Raw genomic sequence first — 16,920 nt, 5'->3', positions numbered from 1 at the left:
TGCGATGATACGATAGTAGAATATGATTTTGTTTTAAAGTTCTACTGAGAAGGAAATTTTGGATTTTCCGCGATTTTCATGATCCCGTTTCGAAGCCAAGTGAGGTTCTGCATTTCAAAATAATTGATCGCAACGGGAAGGGAGACGATCCCTATAACAGAAAAATAACGATACTTCAGACTGTCTTTCATGCTCAGTCCTTGAATCGTTTTTTCCAGACGGACCAAAATTCTTTTCCAGCGTAAAAAGAGAGGCTTCAGTTCCGGATTACAGTCCTCGAAAAAAAGTTCCTCTGCGCTTTGAGTAATGATGTCTTTGAGATGAATCGGAAGCGCCGGAGATCCGAACTGATCCCGAAAACGAACCAGATCTTTTTCGATTTCTTCCTCGGATTGTCTGGAGATGGGAAGAATGGAACTGATACCGATGGAAATGGGAAGAGAAACTCTTAAAAAAAAGTCGCCGGCGACCATCGCCTGCAGGAAGGAACGGACGGATTCCCTCGGAGTCACTGAGAAATCAAGCTGGTTGGAACTGTAATGTTTCGTGGTCTGGATAATATATTGAGTCAGTTTGATTTTTTCTGTCCAAAATATTCCCAGTAGATCGGATTCCATAGTTCTGAATGATACTATTTTGATTTTCGCTTTTTTAGCAAGATTTATTAAAAAGACAACTTCCTAAAGCCGTTCCTCAAAATTCCCCCGAGGATTCCATTGTATTCTCTTTTCGGATCCTTTCGATCCCGCTTTTTCATAAAATTTAAAAAAAAATCCGATTTAAAACTCCGTTCCAAAAGTTCGGGGAACCGCTTCCTACGAAGGGGTAAAAAACATGAAAGAAACAGTCGATGTAGATCAGGGAGAATGGAAGAAGTTGGTAAGTAGAAAAGACGAGTTCACAAACATCGTCTCCGTATTAAATCAATTCTACGTTGCAAAAACTCCCTACTCAAAACTCAGCAACTCTCAAAAACTGAGGATTCAATTGGAAAAGGAAGGGTTCAAGGATTTCGAAGCATTCTTAAAAAAATTAGGAGAACACGATTTTCTGATTTATCTAAAAGCCGACGGAAAGTACGAATCTTGGATTCATATCGACGGGATTCAGGAGGAAAGAGATCGTTTCACGATCGAAGGGAAGAAAGATCATCCGGTTTTTGAAATCGTCTGCATCTCCGATCTTTTCGAAAAAGATTGCGTTTTAGCCGATGACGAGGAAACGAAACCCTTTTCCGAATAAGTTTCTGCTTGATCAATTTTTTCCCAGGGTCAAGGATCTTCCGCATGTCGAAGCCGCCTCGCCTGGGAAAAAGTTTTATAAGAATTCTGTCTCGTCGTAAGTTGATCGCGTTCCTTCTCTTTACAAGTTCCGTTCTTTTTATCGAACCACCGAAAGCGGAAGAGACCGTCTTTCTAAAAAAAGCCGGCCTCAAAGATTATTCTTTTCAACCGTACGGACAGGAAGGTTATTTCGAAGCGTGGAATTATTCCTTTACCGACGATAAGACGTTCATCTACGCCACATTTTTGGTGAGTAATCTCGGACCGGGAACAAAAAACTGCGGAATCAGCTTGGTAGTTCATACCCTCGGAGAAGGAACTCAATTTATCACGAAAGAGTTTTCATCCAAAGAATTAACCGCCGAAAAAGGAAAGTTCGATCTAAAGATTGAAAACAATCGCATGGAATTGAATTCGGAAGGAATCGAAATCCAACAAGAAACCGATAACATTAAATTATTCTTATCTTTTAAATCGAGTCTCAAACAAGGAGTTTCTCTTTCCGGAGGAAAACATCCCGTGAAAGATCCGAATGGATTCGTGCAAGCGGATATCGCTTATTCTTTTCAGTCCGCTTGGGGATATTTGATTCGGGATGGAAAGAAAAAAGAACTTCTAGGAACCGGCGGTTTGGAACACCTTCTTACCAATTACGAAGTATATAAATACAGCAAAAGGTGGGAACTTTTTCGTTCGATCAACGCAAATGAATTTCGTTTTTATACGGGCGGTTTTTTAGGAAACGATTCTTTTCCAGGAGGTTACTTCAGAACCGTAGCTCTTCTGAATCCGGAAGGTAAAAATCTTATTTCCGGAAAAATCACCAAGTTTGAAGTTTTGGAAACGGAGAAAGAGGCGTTTTCCGGATACGAGCTTCCGCTTCGTGAGAAAATATATTTCGAAGAAGGATGTTCCGCAGAAATCGAAAGAAAACAGTCCGTAGGAAGCATCAACGTTCTTTCCAATATCTCTTCCGTCCTTCGTTTTTTTATCCGTTTGTTTTTTGCAAAACCTTATCAAATCTATTCTCTGGCGGATTTACATTTGCATTGTCCGGGAAAAAATTTGCAACCGGGTTTTCACGAAACCTTTCACGGCATTTTATCGTATTATCTGATCAATCCGTAACTCGCGTTGGAGTTTGTTTCCTTAATAATTTTAGAATGATCCGTGTATCGATGGAAAAAATTAAAAATACGCCGATCAGATATGCCAGCAAATCAAACGGATCAAAAACGGATCCGAAAATAATTTTGGTCAGATAATTTTCCTTAAATCCTAAAAGTAGAATGATCTTAAAATATTGAAGCGTTTCTAAAAGGAATGAAAAGGAAATTATAAAGATCGACAGTTTTACGGAATCAAAGTCCGCGATGGATTTAAAAAAACTATAGAGAACCATCACGATGACCAAATCGCCCAGAAAACCGCGTATCAAACGATTGGAATCAAAGAATCGGACGATGATAAAACAGAGACTTAAAAAGAAGAATAGAAAACCTACGTATATCAGTCTCTGCTTCATCACATCCTTGTATTAGTTTGAAAATCAGGAAAAATTTTCAAACAACGTCGTTATGCCTTCTTACCTTTTCGAATTCCGATCAAAAGGTTCAAATAATAAATCCCGGTAAGAAAGAGCATCAGCCAAGGAATCAGATTTCCGTACTGCGTATAAAACGTCGGAGGAGAATCGATCACGTCGATCGTTTCCGAAAGAGATTCAGCAGTCATGAGTCCCGTCTTTTTACCGCCCACGAATCGACCGAGATGATCGATGTTCGCCGAGATTCCGGAATTTGTGGATCGCACCATCCATCTTCTGAGTTCGATGGAACGAAGTCTTCCCAACTCCATGTGCTGATCGCTTTCGGTCGTAGTTCCGTACCATTTGTCATTCGTAAGATTGACTATAAACTCCGGGTTTCCGGCGGTTCTAAATTCTCTCACAAACTCAGGAAGAATCACTTCGTAACAAATCAACGGAAGAAATTTTCCGGCTTCCTGGACGTCCGTCTTCGCGGACTCGTAATAAGAACGCACCGCTTCGTGATTTAGATTCTCCGTATCCAACCAACCGAGATGAAGACCTTTCGGAGATTTCTCCTTTTCCGCGGGAGTATAATAACGAATGAGGTTATGATTTAAACCGGGTTCGAACCTTCCAGTCTGCTGGCTCAACTCGTAGAGAAAATCGAACGGCATATATTCTCCGAACATAAGAAGAAATTTTTTCTGATACGAATCCCTTCTGTCTCCGTTCGGATCATAAAGAACGTTGTTGTTGTAATACCTTAGATTTTTTGCTCCGGGAATTCCTTTGTAACCCGCGTCGATCTCGTTGAAAAACACGTTGGCCTTGTACTTGTTCGCAAGGAGAAACATCAAGGAATCAAAACGATGCCAATACAATCTTCGTGCGACAGTAGTCACCGGAGTATTGTGAGCGGAGAAAAACGGAACGCCGGCTTCCGGAAGAACGATGAGATCCGGTTTACTTCCCATTCTTGCGACTCCTTCGTCCGCAAGTTTTTCGATTCGAGCCATGAGCGCCTCGATGGATTCTTTCACTTCCCTTCCGTCCCGGAAACTCAAAGGCGCGTCCGGTTGAATCACGAGCACTTTTACGGATTTAGAAGGTTTAACGCTTTCCCATTTTTTATAAAGAACCGCACCCGAAATTACAAAACTCAAAAGTAAGAGCGCGGGTAACGCGACAAAACGCAGATATTGGTTTCTTTTCTCTTTTGAGTTAAGAATTTCTTTCCAGTGCCAAGGATTGGATTGAAAGAGAGTGTAGGACACCACAAAGACGAGAAAGCTCAATCCGTAAACGCCCGTGATCTCCACATTTTGAGCGAGGAAGATATTTCCAGCCGCTAAGTTCCCCCAATACCACGGAAATAACTGAGGTCCGAGAAGTTCGGAAAGAAGTCCGCAAAAGCCCGCAACCCAAACCGAATGACGACCGATCTTTCCCGATAGAAAGGAAAAACTCATCATAAAAAGCGGGAACTTTAAGCTGAACATAAGTCCGGCGAATAAAAGTATGAGCAATGCGACGACGTAAGGAAAGTTTCCGAACGTAATCGCCATGTGGATGATCCAATGAAAGGAAATCGCATAAAAAACGACCCCTATGATCAATCCCTGATAGAATAATTTTTTGTATTTGCCTTGATATTTCAGACTCAGCCAAAAAAGACCGAAGGGTGCAATCCAAACAAAATGGCTTAAAGAAATCGGAGCAAACGCTAAGAATGAAAAAAGACCGGTCCAGAAATAACAGAAAAGGTTAAACCAGACTGTCTTCTGAAATTGCTGAAAACGATGGTGAAAATTATCCATGGATAAAACGTTCATCTCCTTTTTGGGACGGGAAGTCAACAGAATTCATCTTGAATCGGCGATCGGCGTATCATGGAAAAGTTTGTTTCAAACGCGTCCGTTCGAAGTTGCGCTCCGTTAAACCGAGTCGATTCAAAAATAACGGCGGGCTACAATTCGATTGCCAGAAAGACCTGATTCTACAATTTATCATTATGAGTTCTTCGTATTTTAAGATCATTGGAAAGACCCCTCTTCATGGAACCGTGGTTCCACAGGGAAATAAAAACGAGGCCCTCCCTTTACTGGGAGCGGTTTGTATGGTTCCCGGAACCGTTCGAATCACCAATATTCCGATGATCTCAGACGTTCTTATGCTCATGGAAGTCCTCCGTCATCTTGGGATGGAGATTACGGAAGAAGAACCGGGAACTTTTTTATTCAAACACGACGGCAATCTAAAAAACCAACTTCCCGAAGAACTCTGTTCCCGGATCCGGGGCGCCGTGACGTTAGCGGGTCCGATCCTTGCGATGACCGGTCGTGTTTTCCTTCCTAAACCGGGTGGAGACAAAATCGGGAGAAGAAGACTGGATACTCATCTTCTCGCATTACAAGCGTTAGGTGCTAACATCGAAGTTTTTCCGGACGGATACGAAATCAAAGCGGATCGACTGAGAGGAACGGACATTCTTATGGACGAGGCTTCCGTAACCGGTACGGAGAATGCGGTGATGGCCGCCGTCTTCGCGGAAGGAACGACGATTCTGAGACACGCCGCAAGCGAGCCTCACGTACAAAGACTCTGCGAATTTTTAAATTCTGCGGGAGCAAAGATTTCCGGAATCGGCTCCAACATTCTTACGATCGAAGGCGTTACTTCTTTAAAAGCTCCCCAAAAAGATCACAAGATCGGTTCGGATTATTTGGAAGTCGGCTCCTTTATCAGCTTAGCCGCGGTGACCGGCGGCGAAATCATGATCCGCGACGTCGAACTCGAAGACATTCGTATGATTAGAATGGTTTATTCCCGTCTCGGAATCGAAGTGCGTCCCCACGAAAACGGGATCTTGGTTCCGGCGGATCAAAAGATGGAAATCATTCCCGATTATCACGGAGCCACACCCAAGATAGACGATTCTCCCTGGCCCGGATTTCCCGCGGATATGACTTCGGTTGCTTTGGTTACTGCGACGCAATGTAAGGGAACCGTTTTGATCCACGAGAAGATGTTCGAATCCAGACTCTTCTTTGTGGACAATATCATCGCTATGGGAGCGCAGATCATCCTCTGTGATCCTCACAGAGCCATCGTTATCGGACATTCGAGACTTTACGGACAAAAGGTAGCAAGCCCAGATATTCGCGCCGGTATGGCGATGATCATCGCCGCTTTGTGCGCGGAGGGAACTAGTTACATTCACAATATCGGACAGATCGATCGCGGATTTGAAAACATCGACACACGTCTCAGAGCGCTCGGCGCGAGAATCGAACGAGTAAGAGAAGATTGAACCGAAAGGATTTTTTTAAAAAAGGTCTGGCAAGAATGTTGGACCTCGCGCAGGAAAGCGCGGCGGATATCGCCTCCGGCTTTAAAGAAATCACATCGGATCCGACTCCTGCAAAACCATCCCCCAAAAAAAAGACAAAGAAGAATGCCGAAAAGGAAACGTCCTTTCTGCTTCCTCATCAAATCAAAACGAATCGAAAGAAAAAGATTAGGAACGTGCAAGCCCCGCCTGGTGCGTTAGACGAAACTGAATTCTTAAAAAAATGCACAGGCTGCGGAGATTGTATATACGCGTGTCCTTACAGCGTTTTGTTTCCGGTATTCGATGAAACTACTGAAAAACACGTTCCAAGAATGGATGTAAACTTAAACGCGTGTATGCTCTGCAAAGACTGGCCTTGTATCAATGCGTGTAAAGACGAAGCTCTATTGCCTTTAACGGAAACCCCCAAATTCGGACAAGCCAAGGGAATTTACGAGTTTTGTCTCAATCACAAAACGGGTGAAGCGACTTGTTCGAATTGTAAAGACAGTTGTCCCGTGGAAGGTGTGGTAAGTTTTAAAGGAACAAAACCTTCTTTTTCAAAAGCCTGTACGGGCTGTGGTCAATGTGTTTCCTCTTGTCCCACCTTTCCGAGAGCGATTCGTATCCAATAATTTTATGATTTTAAGAATCTTTTCTTCCTGTCTTCTTTTCGGATTTTTGCTTTCAACGGATTCGGTCTTTGGCGAATCGTTTCCTTCTAAAATTCGAGTCGGAATCTTATCCAAATATTCTCCGAACGAAATCGAAATCTCCTATTTTGATGCGAAGATTTTTGCGGGAAAACATTCCATCGGAAAAACCCGATCTACATTACGATTAAAATCGGAATCGAGTCGAATCGACGTCCGTTTCGAATCTCAAAAATTTTCCGAAGAGTTCATCGGCCTTTCGGGCGGAAAATACGAAATTCGATTTCCGAATCGGAAAGACATCTTTCATTATTCCGGCGATTTGGAAATCACCTCCGTTCACGGAAAATTACGCCTTATATTGTCCATTCCAAAAAATGAATATGCTCAAATCGCAACGGAATCCGAATTCGGAACCTTGCTTCGTACAAGTCCGCAAAACGGAGCGGCTCAAGAATGGAAAAAAGAATTTTTGTCTGTCGCCGAAACCGTGGTGCTTTCGTACGCGCTCGCAAATACGAACCGTCATAAATCGGAAGGATACGATCTATGTGATTTGACGCATTGTCTTCAATACTCGGGTCGAACCGAATGGAAAACAAAAACACAAAACGATTCTTCTTCGCATTTCGTTTTAAAGGATACGAACGATAAGATTCTAGAATCGTTTTTTCATTCGACTTGCGGCGGAAATCTTTCCGAGCCTTCCGTCTTGTGGAAGAATTATAAAAAGGAAGCAAACACGTTCCGTTCCGGAAAAGATATTTGGAAAAAAAATCAGATCCTTTGCGAATCTTCTCCGCACGCCCACTGGGAAAGCGTCCTCAGTCGATCTGATCTCGAAGAATCTTTGGACCTAAAAAAAATCATTCGTTTACAACCCATTCTAAAAGAATCCAGGGTTACGGAAGTTTTGGTAGAAACCGAAAACGGGAGTTCTTCGGTTCCGATCGCTTTGTTTCTTTCCAAAATCGGAAAACGATTGGGATGGAATCAAATCAAAAGCAACGATTTTGATATCGAGAATGCCAGGAATCGATTTCTCTTTCGAGGAAAAGGTTTCGGACATGGGATCGGACTTTGTCAGTACGGAGCGAGAGAAATGGCGTTTCAAGGCGCCAAATCTTCCGAGATTCTAAAATTTTATTTTCCAAAGGCTCGGTTGGAAAAACTTTGAAACGACTTGTTCTTAGTTTATTCTTTGTGTTCGTTTCCATTCCGCTTTTATCCGAACCGATCCGTTATAAAGTGGACGGTTACGAATTTTATTTTCTAAAAGATCAAAACCTTTCCTCCAGAATTCCACCGACGGAAATGATATCGGACTTTGCGGAACAATTCATATTAGAATTCGATAAAGAAGCAGAACGACTCAATCTTAAAAAGCCTTCCAGCATATCCGTATTCATCTCCGAAAACCCGAAAATTTTTTCCCAAACAACGGGGCAACCTTCGTTTGTAGCCGCACGTTTTTTTCCCGAATCGGAACAATTCCATTTTCAGAATCCAGATATATTGAAAAAAAGGAATATATTTCTCGCATCCGTTCGACACGAGATCTGCCACTATTTTTCTCCTCATTCGAAGGAATTAAGCTGGCTGGAAGAATCCTATTGCGAAGCCTTATACCCGACCAATCCGATCATCCTTAGAAAATTTCTGGTTTTTCCGGAGTCTTGGGAGAAATTCAAAAAGTTCAACTCGGATAAATCCTCAAAAAAGGAAGTCGAACTTAGAAGATACAAACTCCTCTCCTCCTGGGGAAATTGGATTTTAAAAAACCAGGGAGAAATCCGATTTCGAAATCTTCTCAACGATCGATCTTCCGAAAAAGAATGGGAGATGTTATATTCCAAATTCTTAATATCTCAATAAAGCTAATCCGCGCCGACTTTCGCTTTTCCCCAGACTTCTCCGGATTTACCGCTTCCGAAAGACATGGAAAAATGAGAATACGGTTTCAATTTGTCGAATATGGGTTGAATGTCTCTCTCTATGGTCTTCGAAGTATATTCGGAGGAATCGGCTGCGCCGTATAAATAGAACTTCCTCAGATCACTTAATAAATTTGGAATATGAATACTAATATGATGCGGATACGATCCTTGGCTTTCGATCAGACCCGAAGAGAATCGATCCGTTTGATTCGGTTTGTTTCCGTTCTTGGTCGATATCGTTTCTTCGGCGCTTTTTCTATCTGAGCCGAAAAAAGTCCAATCTCCCAATTTTACGGAGGAAGGGGAATAGTATCCGCCTCGTTTTAAGGCAAACGTCGATAATTCCACGTTTTGAAAGTTTTGTTTGGATTTTGCACCAACTTTAAAAATCGATTTCAATATTCGATCGTCTTTGATTGCGGAAGAGAGGGAGATTCCGAATCGAGGATAGATCATTCCGTTTACGGAATCGAGTCCGTGAAAGGAAAAAGCGATTCCCTGCGATTCTTGGAAATAATTTTCTGCATCAAGCCCGGCGCTTTCGCTGAATTGATTGAGACCATTGGAAAAGTTTTTCCATTCTCCTTCCAAATCCGTCCAGGCCTTCCAAACTTCGATCGGCTTGATCGTTTCGGAATAAAATACCGCCGTTAAATCTTTCGGAAGAACTTTGGAAAGACTCGGCGCAATCGATTGAGCGCTCGTTTCCGTTTGCTCGCCTCCGATTCTGTAAATCTCGCCTTCCAATAAACCTCGTTCTTTCCACCCGATCAAAAGTCCCATTCCCGAATTTCCAAAGCTGGGTTTTAAAAGCGGAGTGAACGGAGAATTTTTTCCGGCAAAGAATAGAAGTTTGTTTTCTTTCCTTTGCGCTGATTTTCTCAAATGATCGAAGCCTTTTAGATTTCCAAGAGAAGAATTGTTTTTGGAAGAAGCCAAACCCAAAGAAAGATCCAAGGTTTCCTTCGAGTTTGTAATCAGGATAAAACTTCCGATCACGGTAATGTAAACGCTTTCGTTTCCGAAATCGTACTGATACATTTCCAGATTTCCAAACTTCTCAGATCCAACTGTGAATTGATCGGTAAAGTCATCCGCACTGTGAGTCTGCGTAGTCCCTTCTTCGGATGAGGAATCGTCTTCGGAATCGCCTTCTACAGAAGGGTTTTGTTCAGATCGCGGCTTCGGTTTCGGGGGATCCATTTTCTTCCCTGCAATTTTCTCACCTTGGAACAAGGTCAATAAACTAACGCCTAACTTAGATTGAACGCTCGCCTTTCCTACGATGATCCATTCCGATTTTTGCAACAAAGCCGTAGCAACCGGACCGTCAAACAAACTCGCCAATCGGCTCGGCTCGGTCAAAACTCCCGCCTTTGTTTCCAATAAATAAAGAATGGAACTGACTTTCCTCAATTCAGGAAGAGTTAGAGTTCTTCGAAACGTACCGTCTTCGGAAAGTTTTTTGCCGATTTCGGTTTTTGCAACATCCTCGATAAATTCTTCGGGTCGAAAAACTTCCATCGCCAAACTCGCGTTATCCGGAATCAAAAGGGCCGGATCATCGATGGAAGAATCGATCGAATACTTGTTCCGGAAGATCAGGTAAGAGAGAATTGATAAAGTAAATACGAAAGTAAAAAGAAAAGAATAACGCCTTTTGGGATCCTTCCAAATTTTTTCTTGAAAGATCGGAACAAAACGCTGCCAGCTTTCTTTTGTCTTTATCTTCGTTTTACTCCAGAAGGCTTTCGATTTTTCGATCCAGATTTTTACTTTTTCCTTCATTCTTTTCTCCAAGAGAGGTTATCCCGTTTTCCGATCTCGTTTAGAATTCTTAAAACTAAACTTTGCGCTTGTTTACTTCCGGAGCCTTTTCCTACGAAGGCCGTAAGCAGATAATTTTTTCTTTTCATCTTAAAATACAAAGTGATCCAACCGTGAGTTTCATATTTTTTTGCATAGATCGTTCCGGTTCCGGTTTTCGCTCCTATGATTTCTATCATAGGGTCGTTAAAAGTTTTGAGACCTTTGAGAGTACCCGTTTTCGGAACGGAGCCTAAAGCCGATAATACAAAATGAATGTCCCGATTTGAAAACGGATTATCGCTCACTTTGATTCTTGTTCCGGTCGCCTCCCAAGTGGGAGAAAGCCTCGGCCCCGCCGTCCATAACGAAGCATATAACTGAGACACTTTCAAAGGACTCAGCAGAAAACCACCTTCTCCGATCGAAGCGCTGACTTTTCTTAGGCTCGTCGGAGATTCCTCGAAATTTCCAGGAGTCTCCGCGTAAGGTTTGAGTCTGGATTGTGCGGAATTCGTTAATTCCAATTCGGATCTCAATTTCGAATAGAAGAGCTCCGGATTCTTACTTGCGTTCTTTAAAAAATATACGTTACAGGATTGAATCAATGCTTGCTGCAAATCGACTCGTCCGTGCCCTTCTCTCAAAGAACACCGCAGGTATTTCTTACCGTTTCGATCTTGCGGAAGATGAAATCGTGATAAGTCGCTTTTTGTGATTTTCATCGTTTCTTCCGGATAAAACCGGCCTTCGCAGTTGATCTTATCGGATGCCGAAAATCCGAGTTCGTTCTTGTTTTTCAAAAAGATCAGCGCGGAAAACGGTTTTAAAAGAGAACCCGGACCGAACTTTTTTTCAATCGCCATCTCCGGGCGAAACAAGTAACGAACGATTCCGGATTCCGCTTCCAGAATCAAAACCGAGGACTTTGAATTCGAGTTTTCATTTTCAAAATCCCGAATTGTAGAATCCAAATATTGGAATCTAAGACCGTTTGATGTTTCAGAATACAATGAAAATTGAATGAAGATTAAAACCCAAAACGAACCCGACTTCAGGAAGAATCGTATCAAAGAATAAAAACCGAATCGGAACAAAATTCAATTCTCCGGTTCTATTTCGAAATTTGCGAGATGATATACTTGTTGCGACTTGGTCATCACAAACTGAAATCGCATCCGTTTTTCGTTCGACTTGCCTTCGTAAAGAACGACATACGCGTTCACCCGTGTAATGGGTTTATCATAAGAACCGTAGTATTGAACTTGAACCGAATAGTTACCGGGCAGCGCCTTTGCCATCGTAAAAGTTTCCGGACCGAAGCCGTCCACTACGTCCACGTCCAAATTTCCTCCGGATTGAGTGGAAGGATGCGAATAATAACATTTCTCGCCTTTCGGATCTATGACCCAAAGATCCACGTCGGTCTGCGTATCCCAGATCAAAACCACTTTGATATCTCTGGGAGGCACCTTTGCAAAAAAGGAAATCTTTTCCGAAACCTTTCCGGCTTTGATCTCGATCAAATTATTTCCGGGAGCAACCACGGCGTTCATAGCAAATCTTCCTCCGCTTACGGGAACGGTCTGCGGAATTCCGTTGATCGCGATCGTGATTCTGTCTCCGTTTAATCCGGAAACCGATCCGGAAATTTTCTGAATTCTTTCGGTGGTAAATCCCCCGTTCGGAGATTCGATTATCAAAGATTGAGAATACAAACCTGAAAAAGTAAACGAGATCAAAAAAAGAAGCGAGAAATAACCGATGGATTTATACTGTTTTAATTTCATTCATATCTCCGGTTCGATATTAAAATTTGCGAGATGATATACTTGCTGAGCGCGAGTTAAAATGAACTCATAACGCATTCTTTTTTCATTCGGAGTTCCTTCATAAAGAACCACAAAAACGTTCGCCCTCGTAATCTGAGCGTCAAAGGGCGCATAATACTGAGCTTGAATCGAATAAGAACCGGGTAACGCCCTTGCCATCGTAAAAGTTTGAGGAGCGTAGGTGGAATCGTCGTAAACTAGATTCCCTCCGGATTTCGTGGATGTATGGGACCAGTAACACTTTTCTCCGGTCGGATCGATAACCCAAAGATCCGTAAAACTCGGCGTATCCCAAGTTAATAAAACCTTAATATCTCTTTTGGGAATTTTAGCGTAGAACGAAGTCTTTTCCGAGATTCGACCCGCTCGGACTTCCACGATGTTTTCTCCCGGGGAATTCACGGTGGAAAAAGAAAATTTTTCGCCGGTAAGAGGAATCCACTGCGGAATCCCGTTGATCACAACCGTAATTTTCTGAACATCTACCCCGCTCACGGTTCCGGAAACATTCAAGATTCTTTCCGTCGTAAATCCTCCTTTGGGAGATTCGATCCGTATCTTTTGAGCCCAGACGGAATTGGAAAAGAATAGAATCGGCAGAATCGCGCTAATCCACTTTGATTTCATCATCGGAACTCGCTCCTGTTACTTCCGGGTAATACATAAGATACGCTCTTGCAGGAATCGCCTTGTATTTGCCTCCAACCTCCGCTCTGAGAAAATAACGAACGGTAAAATCCTTCGTAGGTCCCGCGCCGAAAAAAACCGCTCGATCGTCGAAGATTTGGCGGGAATCATATTCCATTTTTCGATCACCCGAAAGATACTCCGAATCCCTTTGAAGAAAGGAAAAGCCCGGCAAGAGAACGTCCTCAATCATAAAGTAAGAATCCGGATTTCCTTCCTTAGAAACATTCAATTCTACTAATACGATATCTCCGGTGGAAAACGATTTCGATTCGGAGACTTCGATACCGGATCCGTCCGAACCCGGTTTTACTTTAAAATACTTTCTTTTTACTTGGATCCCGTTCGTGTAAGAGGAAATTTTCTTGGATCGATCCTTATAAAACAAGGACGCGGTCGCGTAAAACACGGGGCCGTCCTTCTTGATCACTTCCACCTGATTCTCCCCCGAATGGATGAGATCGTTCGAGACTACGATCTTAAAAAGTTCCCCGTCCTCCGATTTAGGAGAAATGGTCGCGCTTTTTAAGGTGGTTCCGTTGAGTTTGATTTCGATCTCCGCGTTGGAATCGGTTTCTCTGAGAACCGTCAAATATTCGGACAAGCTCACAACCGCTAAGGAAGTATCTCTGGAGTTGTTCCAAGCATAACCGTTTCGATTGGTAAGAATCGTGGACGCTAAGTTTTCGAGAACGGTTTCGTTTTCCTTCAGTCGAACTCCAAGACTCAACAAAGTGGACAAACCCTCTATTTTATCTTCCTCCCAATTCGGATTTCTACCGTACAAAGCGAGTTTCAAAAACGGAGTTTTCCCGAGTCCGCTTTCCTCCAACGCTTTCTTGAACATCTTGGATGCTTCCGTTCTTTTACCTTGGTTGAACAGAGTAATCCCCAATAAAGCCTTGGAATAAAAGTTCAGTTTGGATTCAGATTTGTAAAGACCTTCCACCAGAGAATTCTCCAAGGATCCTGTTTCACTCAACGCGTTTAGAACATGAGATTTTACGTTATCCGAAATTTCTCCTTTTTCCAAGATCGAATAGAGAAAATTTCGAGCTCGGTAAATCGTACTTTCGGTTACGATAATTCCGTTTTTTTGGCTGATCGCCAAGGCCTTGAGAACATACGCCGACATCATAACGTCGCTTTCGGAATTTCCTTCGAACCAACCAAATCCTCCGTCGCTTCTCTGAAGCGCTTGAACTCTTTTTAAACCTACGTCGATCATCTTCGGCAGTTCTTTCTGGATTCGAGAATTGATAAAGCCGGCTTTTTGAGCTGACAGAAGTGGATAAAAACGACTCATAGTCTGTTCCACGCAGCCGTACGGATAATCCGCCAAATATTCCAAGGATTGTTTCAATGCCGGCAACGTCGCCGGACTCAATCGGATTTCAAGACGCGGATCGGCCAATTCTTTGGTAACGTTTAACTTTAAAACGCCGGAACCGGTTCCTTTGTTCAATCCGAGACTATCCGAACTCACCCGAGGAGATCCCCAAACTTTTAACGGAATTTCGGATTGAACGGAATCGGAAACCCCGCCGCCCGAAGCAATAATATTCAATTTTGCTAATTTAATTTTCGGATCCTGGACCGCTTGAACGGTAAACTGAACCGATTGATTCTGCCCAGGCTCCAAATTGATCGTCGCGGTTTCCGGACCGATCGCTTTTAGGCCTTCCATTTTTATGGAAACACTGACCGGAAGTTTTCGATTCGTCTGATTGGAAATCGTAGCGTTGACCTTTTGGGATTCTCCTTTGAGAATATATCTAGGCAATCCGCCCAAAATCATCAGATCCTTTTTCGTTAGAAAGTTCGTTTGTCCGCGGCCGACTTTTGTATCCGAAGTGATCGCGATCGCGGTGACTCTCCAAGAAGTTAAATTATCCGGTAAAACGAAACTAACGACCGCCGTTCCGTCCGAAGAAGTTTTGACTTTTGCGTTCCAAAAACTCGTATCCTTAAATCGATCTCGATTCTGCTCTTCGTTTTTTATCGCGGAGTAACCGGATTCTCCCTTTTTCCCCAAAGCGAGTTTTAGACGTCTCTCTTCCGAGTAGCCGAAAAACTTATAAGAAGAAGCTAATGTTGTTTGCACGTTATTCCTTCTCGGATGATAGAAGAATGTGCCGATGTTCGGAATTTTTTCCTCTTTGATTTGGTAGATCGCTTCGTCTACGACTGCGACCGAAATCTCCGCGGGGACGGCCTTTCCCCCGAGTCCGGTCGTTTTCAATTTGATCTCTGCCTTGTCGCCGGGGCGATAGACTTTATTCGTCGGAAGGAGATCCACTTTGATGAATTTTTCTTCCGGAGGAGCAACGATCCGAACCTGACTTTTATAAACGTCGCTTCCGGAAAATTGAACGGCGGATAACGTAAAGTTGGGACTCATCTCCGGAAGGATTTTCACGGAATACTTCAAAGCGTTCCCGTTCATCTTTACGACTTGGCTTTTAAAAATACGATTTCCTTCCACCGTGAGAACGACGTGGCCGTTGGAGATCGGGCTCAGAACGAGAATCTCCGCATTCTCTCCCACGGAATACAAATCCTTATTCGGTTTGAGATTGATATCTTTGAAAGGAATATCGATTGAATCCGACACCGCCGAAGCCCAAAAGAAAGTTTCACTTTGAGTTTCGTTTCCGTCTCCGTCCTCTGTCTCCGCGGTGACGATGTATTGTCCCCGTTTCGGGATTTGAAACGAAACTTCCGCGGTTCCGGACGCATTCGTAGTCGCGGAGGTTTTCGAAATTTTAGAACGTCCTCCCTCGGAGGAATGTTGGATTTCCCGATTGTAAAGAACGAGCTCGACCTTACGCCCTTGAATCTCTTTTTTTCGAGATTCTTCGCTTAACGTTTTGTCGTATGGAATCAATTTGATAGTAAGTTTGGTTTCCTTTCCAGGTTCGTAGACGGCCTGATCTTTTTCCATCTTTAGAAAAAAAGCGCTTCTGTTTACGGAAAACGAAGCGGCTCCGTCCAACGTGAGATCTTCGGATTGAACCGAAGCTATAACCGTATAAATGAAGTCGGCGTCCACTTTGTTCGGTTTGAATTTTAGGGAATACGTCCCCTTTTTATCCAAAGAACCGGTTCCGCTATGAACTAACTCTTGTTTGTCGCTCTGCCCCGCTTGTTCCAGATAATCCGCGCTGGCGTCGAAATTCATTTTTCCCACAGGAGAAAAATCGAATTTGGGTCTTCTGAAAACGCGAAACTGAACTTCCTTGCCGGCTAAGGGTTGACCGTAATAATATCTCGCTTTTACCGTCGCGTTCACTTCTTCTTTTTGAAGAAAAGTCGATTTCGGCACGTTAACCGAAACAAGAAACGTCGGCTTGATGTAAGCCTCCACCGAAAATTCCGTCTGAAACGTTTTATCCTGAAAATTTAAAACCAGAGTGAAGTTGCCGAGTTTGATCGAATCGTCGTTCGGAATTTGAAATTCTCCGGAAAAGGTTCCCTGATCTCCCGAGATGGAAACGGGAATGACCGGCAACGGGCTTTCTCCGTCTTCGGAGTGAATGGAAACCGTGGCGGCGCCAGAAGCCACTTTGTAATCGTCTCGATTAAAATTTCGAACCACACCTTTGAAGTAAACCGTATCCCCCGGCCTATAAACGGGACGCTCCGTATAAATGTAAGCCTTTGCCCCGCCTTCTCCATAAAAAGAACTTGAGTAGAATTCGGGATCGGAGACCGCATATTCTCCGCCTTTTTTTGCCAAGATCAATGTTTTAACCGGAGTATTTCCTTTGTATAAGAACGTTCCGTCCGATCCCGTTTTAGAAGAATGGAATATACTTCCCGTCTCCAGGCTGAATAGATTCAGATCTACATCGGGAACC

Annotated in this window: 14 protein-coding genes; 6 read left to right on the top strand and 8 right to left on the bottom strand. The window is 43.2% G+C overall.

Translation table 11 applies throughout. The features are described from left to right. Positions 1-41: 41 nt before the first annotated feature. On the bottom strand, positions 42-617 hold the full coding sequence (locus tag CH376_RS17640) for a hypothetical protein (RefSeq protein WP_165783635.1): 576 nt from the start codon (positions 615-617) through the stop codon (positions 42-44). A 217-nt stretch (positions 618-834) separates the two neighbouring features. On the opposite strand from CH376_RS17640, the gene CH376_RS17635 reads away from it, so the two are divergent. Together CH376_RS17635 and CH376_RS17630 are read left to right on the top strand one after the other, a co-directional pair. Further along, on the top strand, positions 835-1,242 hold the full coding sequence (locus CH376_RS17635; RefSeq protein ID WP_100788267.1) for an LIC_13246 family protein: 408 nt from the start codon (positions 835-837) through the stop codon (positions 1,240-1,242). Positions 1,243-1,286: 44 nt separating this feature from the next. Continuing rightward, a complete protein-coding gene (locus CH376_RS17630; RefSeq protein ID WP_100788266.1) occupies positions 1,287-2,411 on the top strand; it encodes a hypothetical protein in 1,125 nt (374 codons plus the stop codon). On the opposite strand, the gene CH376_RS17625 is transcribed toward CH376_RS17630, so the two are convergent. Beyond that, on the bottom strand, positions 2,401-2,808 hold the full coding sequence (locus CH376_RS17625; protein WP_100788265.1) for a ribosomal maturation YjgA family protein: 408 nt from the start codon (positions 2,806-2,808) through the stop codon (positions 2,401-2,403). The two genes, CH376_RS17630 and CH376_RS17625, sit on opposite strands and share 11 nt — an antisense overlap. Before the next feature lie 50 nt (positions 2,809-2,858). Then, a complete protein-coding gene (locus CH376_RS17620; protein ID WP_100788283.1) occupies positions 2,859-4,631 on the bottom strand; it encodes an apolipoprotein N-acyltransferase in 1,773 nt (590 codons plus the stop codon). Between the two features lie 194 nt (positions 4,632-4,825). Between CH376_RS17620 and murA the strand changes: the two genes are divergently transcribed. The 4 genes from murA to CH376_RS17600 are packed head-to-tail and all read left to right on the top strand — an operon-like array spanning position 4,826 to position 8,673. Then, positions 4,826-6,124 carry a UDP-N-acetylglucosamine 1-carboxyvinyltransferase gene (gene murA, locus CH376_RS17615; protein ID WP_100788264.1) on the top strand — a complete coding sequence of 433 codons (1,299 nt, stop codon included), beginning with the start codon at positions 4,826-4,828 and terminating at the stop codon, positions 6,122-6,124. Beyond that, positions 6,121-6,780, top strand: coding sequence for a 4Fe-4S dicluster domain-containing protein (locus CH376_RS17610; RefSeq protein ID WP_100788263.1), 660 nt, complete (start codon positions 6,121-6,123; stop codon positions 6,778-6,780). Before murA ends, CH376_RS17610 begins: the two co-directional genes overlap by 4 nt. Positions 6,781-6,784: 4 nt before the next feature. After that, positions 6,785-7,975 carry a SpoIID/LytB domain-containing protein gene (locus CH376_RS17605; protein ID WP_100788262.1) on the top strand — a complete coding sequence of 397 codons (1,191 nt, stop codon included), beginning with the start codon at positions 6,785-6,787 and terminating at the stop codon, positions 7,973-7,975. Continuing rightward, positions 7,972-8,673 (top strand): hypothetical protein, encoded by a 702-nt coding sequence (locus tag CH376_RS17600; RefSeq protein WP_100788261.1) that lies wholly within the window; start codon positions 7,972-7,974, stop codon positions 8,671-8,673. Before CH376_RS17605 ends, CH376_RS17600 begins: the two co-directional genes overlap by 4 nt. Positions 8,674-8,675: 2 nt before the next feature. Here CH376_RS17600 and CH376_RS17595 read toward each other — a convergent pair whose 3' ends face one another. The 5 genes from CH376_RS17595 to CH376_RS17575 all read right to left on the bottom strand — a co-directional run. Further along, positions 8,676-10,523, bottom strand: a complete 1,848-nt coding sequence (locus CH376_RS17595) for a hypothetical protein (RefSeq protein ID WP_243398285.1) — start codon at positions 10,521-10,523, stop codon at positions 8,676-8,678. Next, on the bottom strand, positions 10,520-11,638 hold the full coding sequence (locus tag CH376_RS17590) for a penicillin-binding transpeptidase domain-containing protein (RefSeq protein ID WP_243398283.1): 1,119 nt from the start codon (positions 11,636-11,638) through the stop codon (positions 10,520-10,522). The genes CH376_RS17595 and CH376_RS17590 overlap by 4 nt, the downstream gene beginning before the upstream one ends. 3 nt (positions 11,639-11,641) lie before the next feature. Next, positions 11,642-12,331, bottom strand: a complete 690-nt coding sequence (locus CH376_RS17585; RefSeq protein ID WP_100788260.1) for a YfaP family protein — start codon at positions 12,329-12,331, stop codon at positions 11,642-11,644. Then, positions 12,332-13,000: a YfaP family protein gene (locus CH376_RS17580; protein WP_100788281.1), complete on the bottom strand. Its 669-nt coding sequence runs from the start codon at positions 12,998-13,000 to the stop codon at positions 12,332-12,334. Continuing rightward, on the bottom strand, positions 12,981-16,920 hold a 3,940-nt coding region (locus tag CH376_RS17575; RefSeq protein WP_100788259.1), incomplete at its 5' end, for an alpha-2-macroglobulin family protein. The genes CH376_RS17575 and CH376_RS17580, both read right to left, overlap by 20 nt.

Source organism: Leptospira adleri, assembly GCF_002811985.1.
In the GTDB taxonomy this organism is placed as follows: Bacteria; Spirochaetota; Leptospiria; order Leptospirales; family Leptospiraceae; genus Leptospira; species Leptospira adleri.
Note: the sequence above shows the minus strand (reverse complement) of the source record. Positions and strands in the feature narration are given on the sequence as shown.

What these genes read in the sequence shown, in the direction of transcription:
- CH376_RS17640 (WP_165783635.1), bottom strand. Translation starts at nt 617, where the DNA reads ATGGAATCCGATCTACTGGGAATATTTTGGACAGAAAAAATCAAACTG.
- CH376_RS17635 (WP_100788267.1), top strand. Translation starts at nt 835, where the DNA reads ATGAAAGAAACAGTCGATGTAGATCAGGGAGAATGGAAGAAGTTGGTA.
- CH376_RS17630 (WP_100788266.1), top strand. Translation starts at nt 1,287, where the DNA reads ATGTCGAAGCCGCCTCGCCTGGGAAAAAGTTTTATAAGAATTCTGTCT.
- CH376_RS17625 (WP_100788265.1), bottom strand. Translation starts at nt 2,808, where the DNA reads ATGAAGCAGAGACTGATATACGTAGGTTTTCTATTCTTCTTTTTAAGT.
- CH376_RS17620 (WP_100788283.1), bottom strand. Translation starts at nt 4,631, where the DNA reads ATGGATAATTTTCACCATCGTTTTCAGCAATTTCAGAAGACAGTCTGG.
- murA (WP_100788264.1), top strand. Translation starts at nt 4,826, where the DNA reads ATGAGTTCTTCGTATTTTAAGATCATTGGAAAGACCCCTCTTCATGGA.
- CH376_RS17605 (WP_100788262.1), top strand. Translation starts at nt 6,785, where the DNA reads ATGATTTTAAGAATCTTTTCTTCCTGTCTTCTTTTCGGATTTTTGCTT.
- CH376_RS17595 (WP_243398285.1), bottom strand. Translation starts at nt 10,523, where the DNA reads ATGAAGGAAAAAGTAAAAATCTGGATCGAAAAATCGAAAGCCTTCTGG.
- CH376_RS17585 (WP_100788260.1), bottom strand. Translation starts at nt 12,331, where the DNA reads ATGAAATTAAAACAGTATAAATCCATCGGTTATTTCTCGCTTCTTTTT.
- CH376_RS17580 (WP_100788281.1), bottom strand. Translation starts at nt 13,000, where the DNA reads ATGAAATCAAAGTGGATTAGCGCGATTCTGCCGATTCTATTCTTTTCC.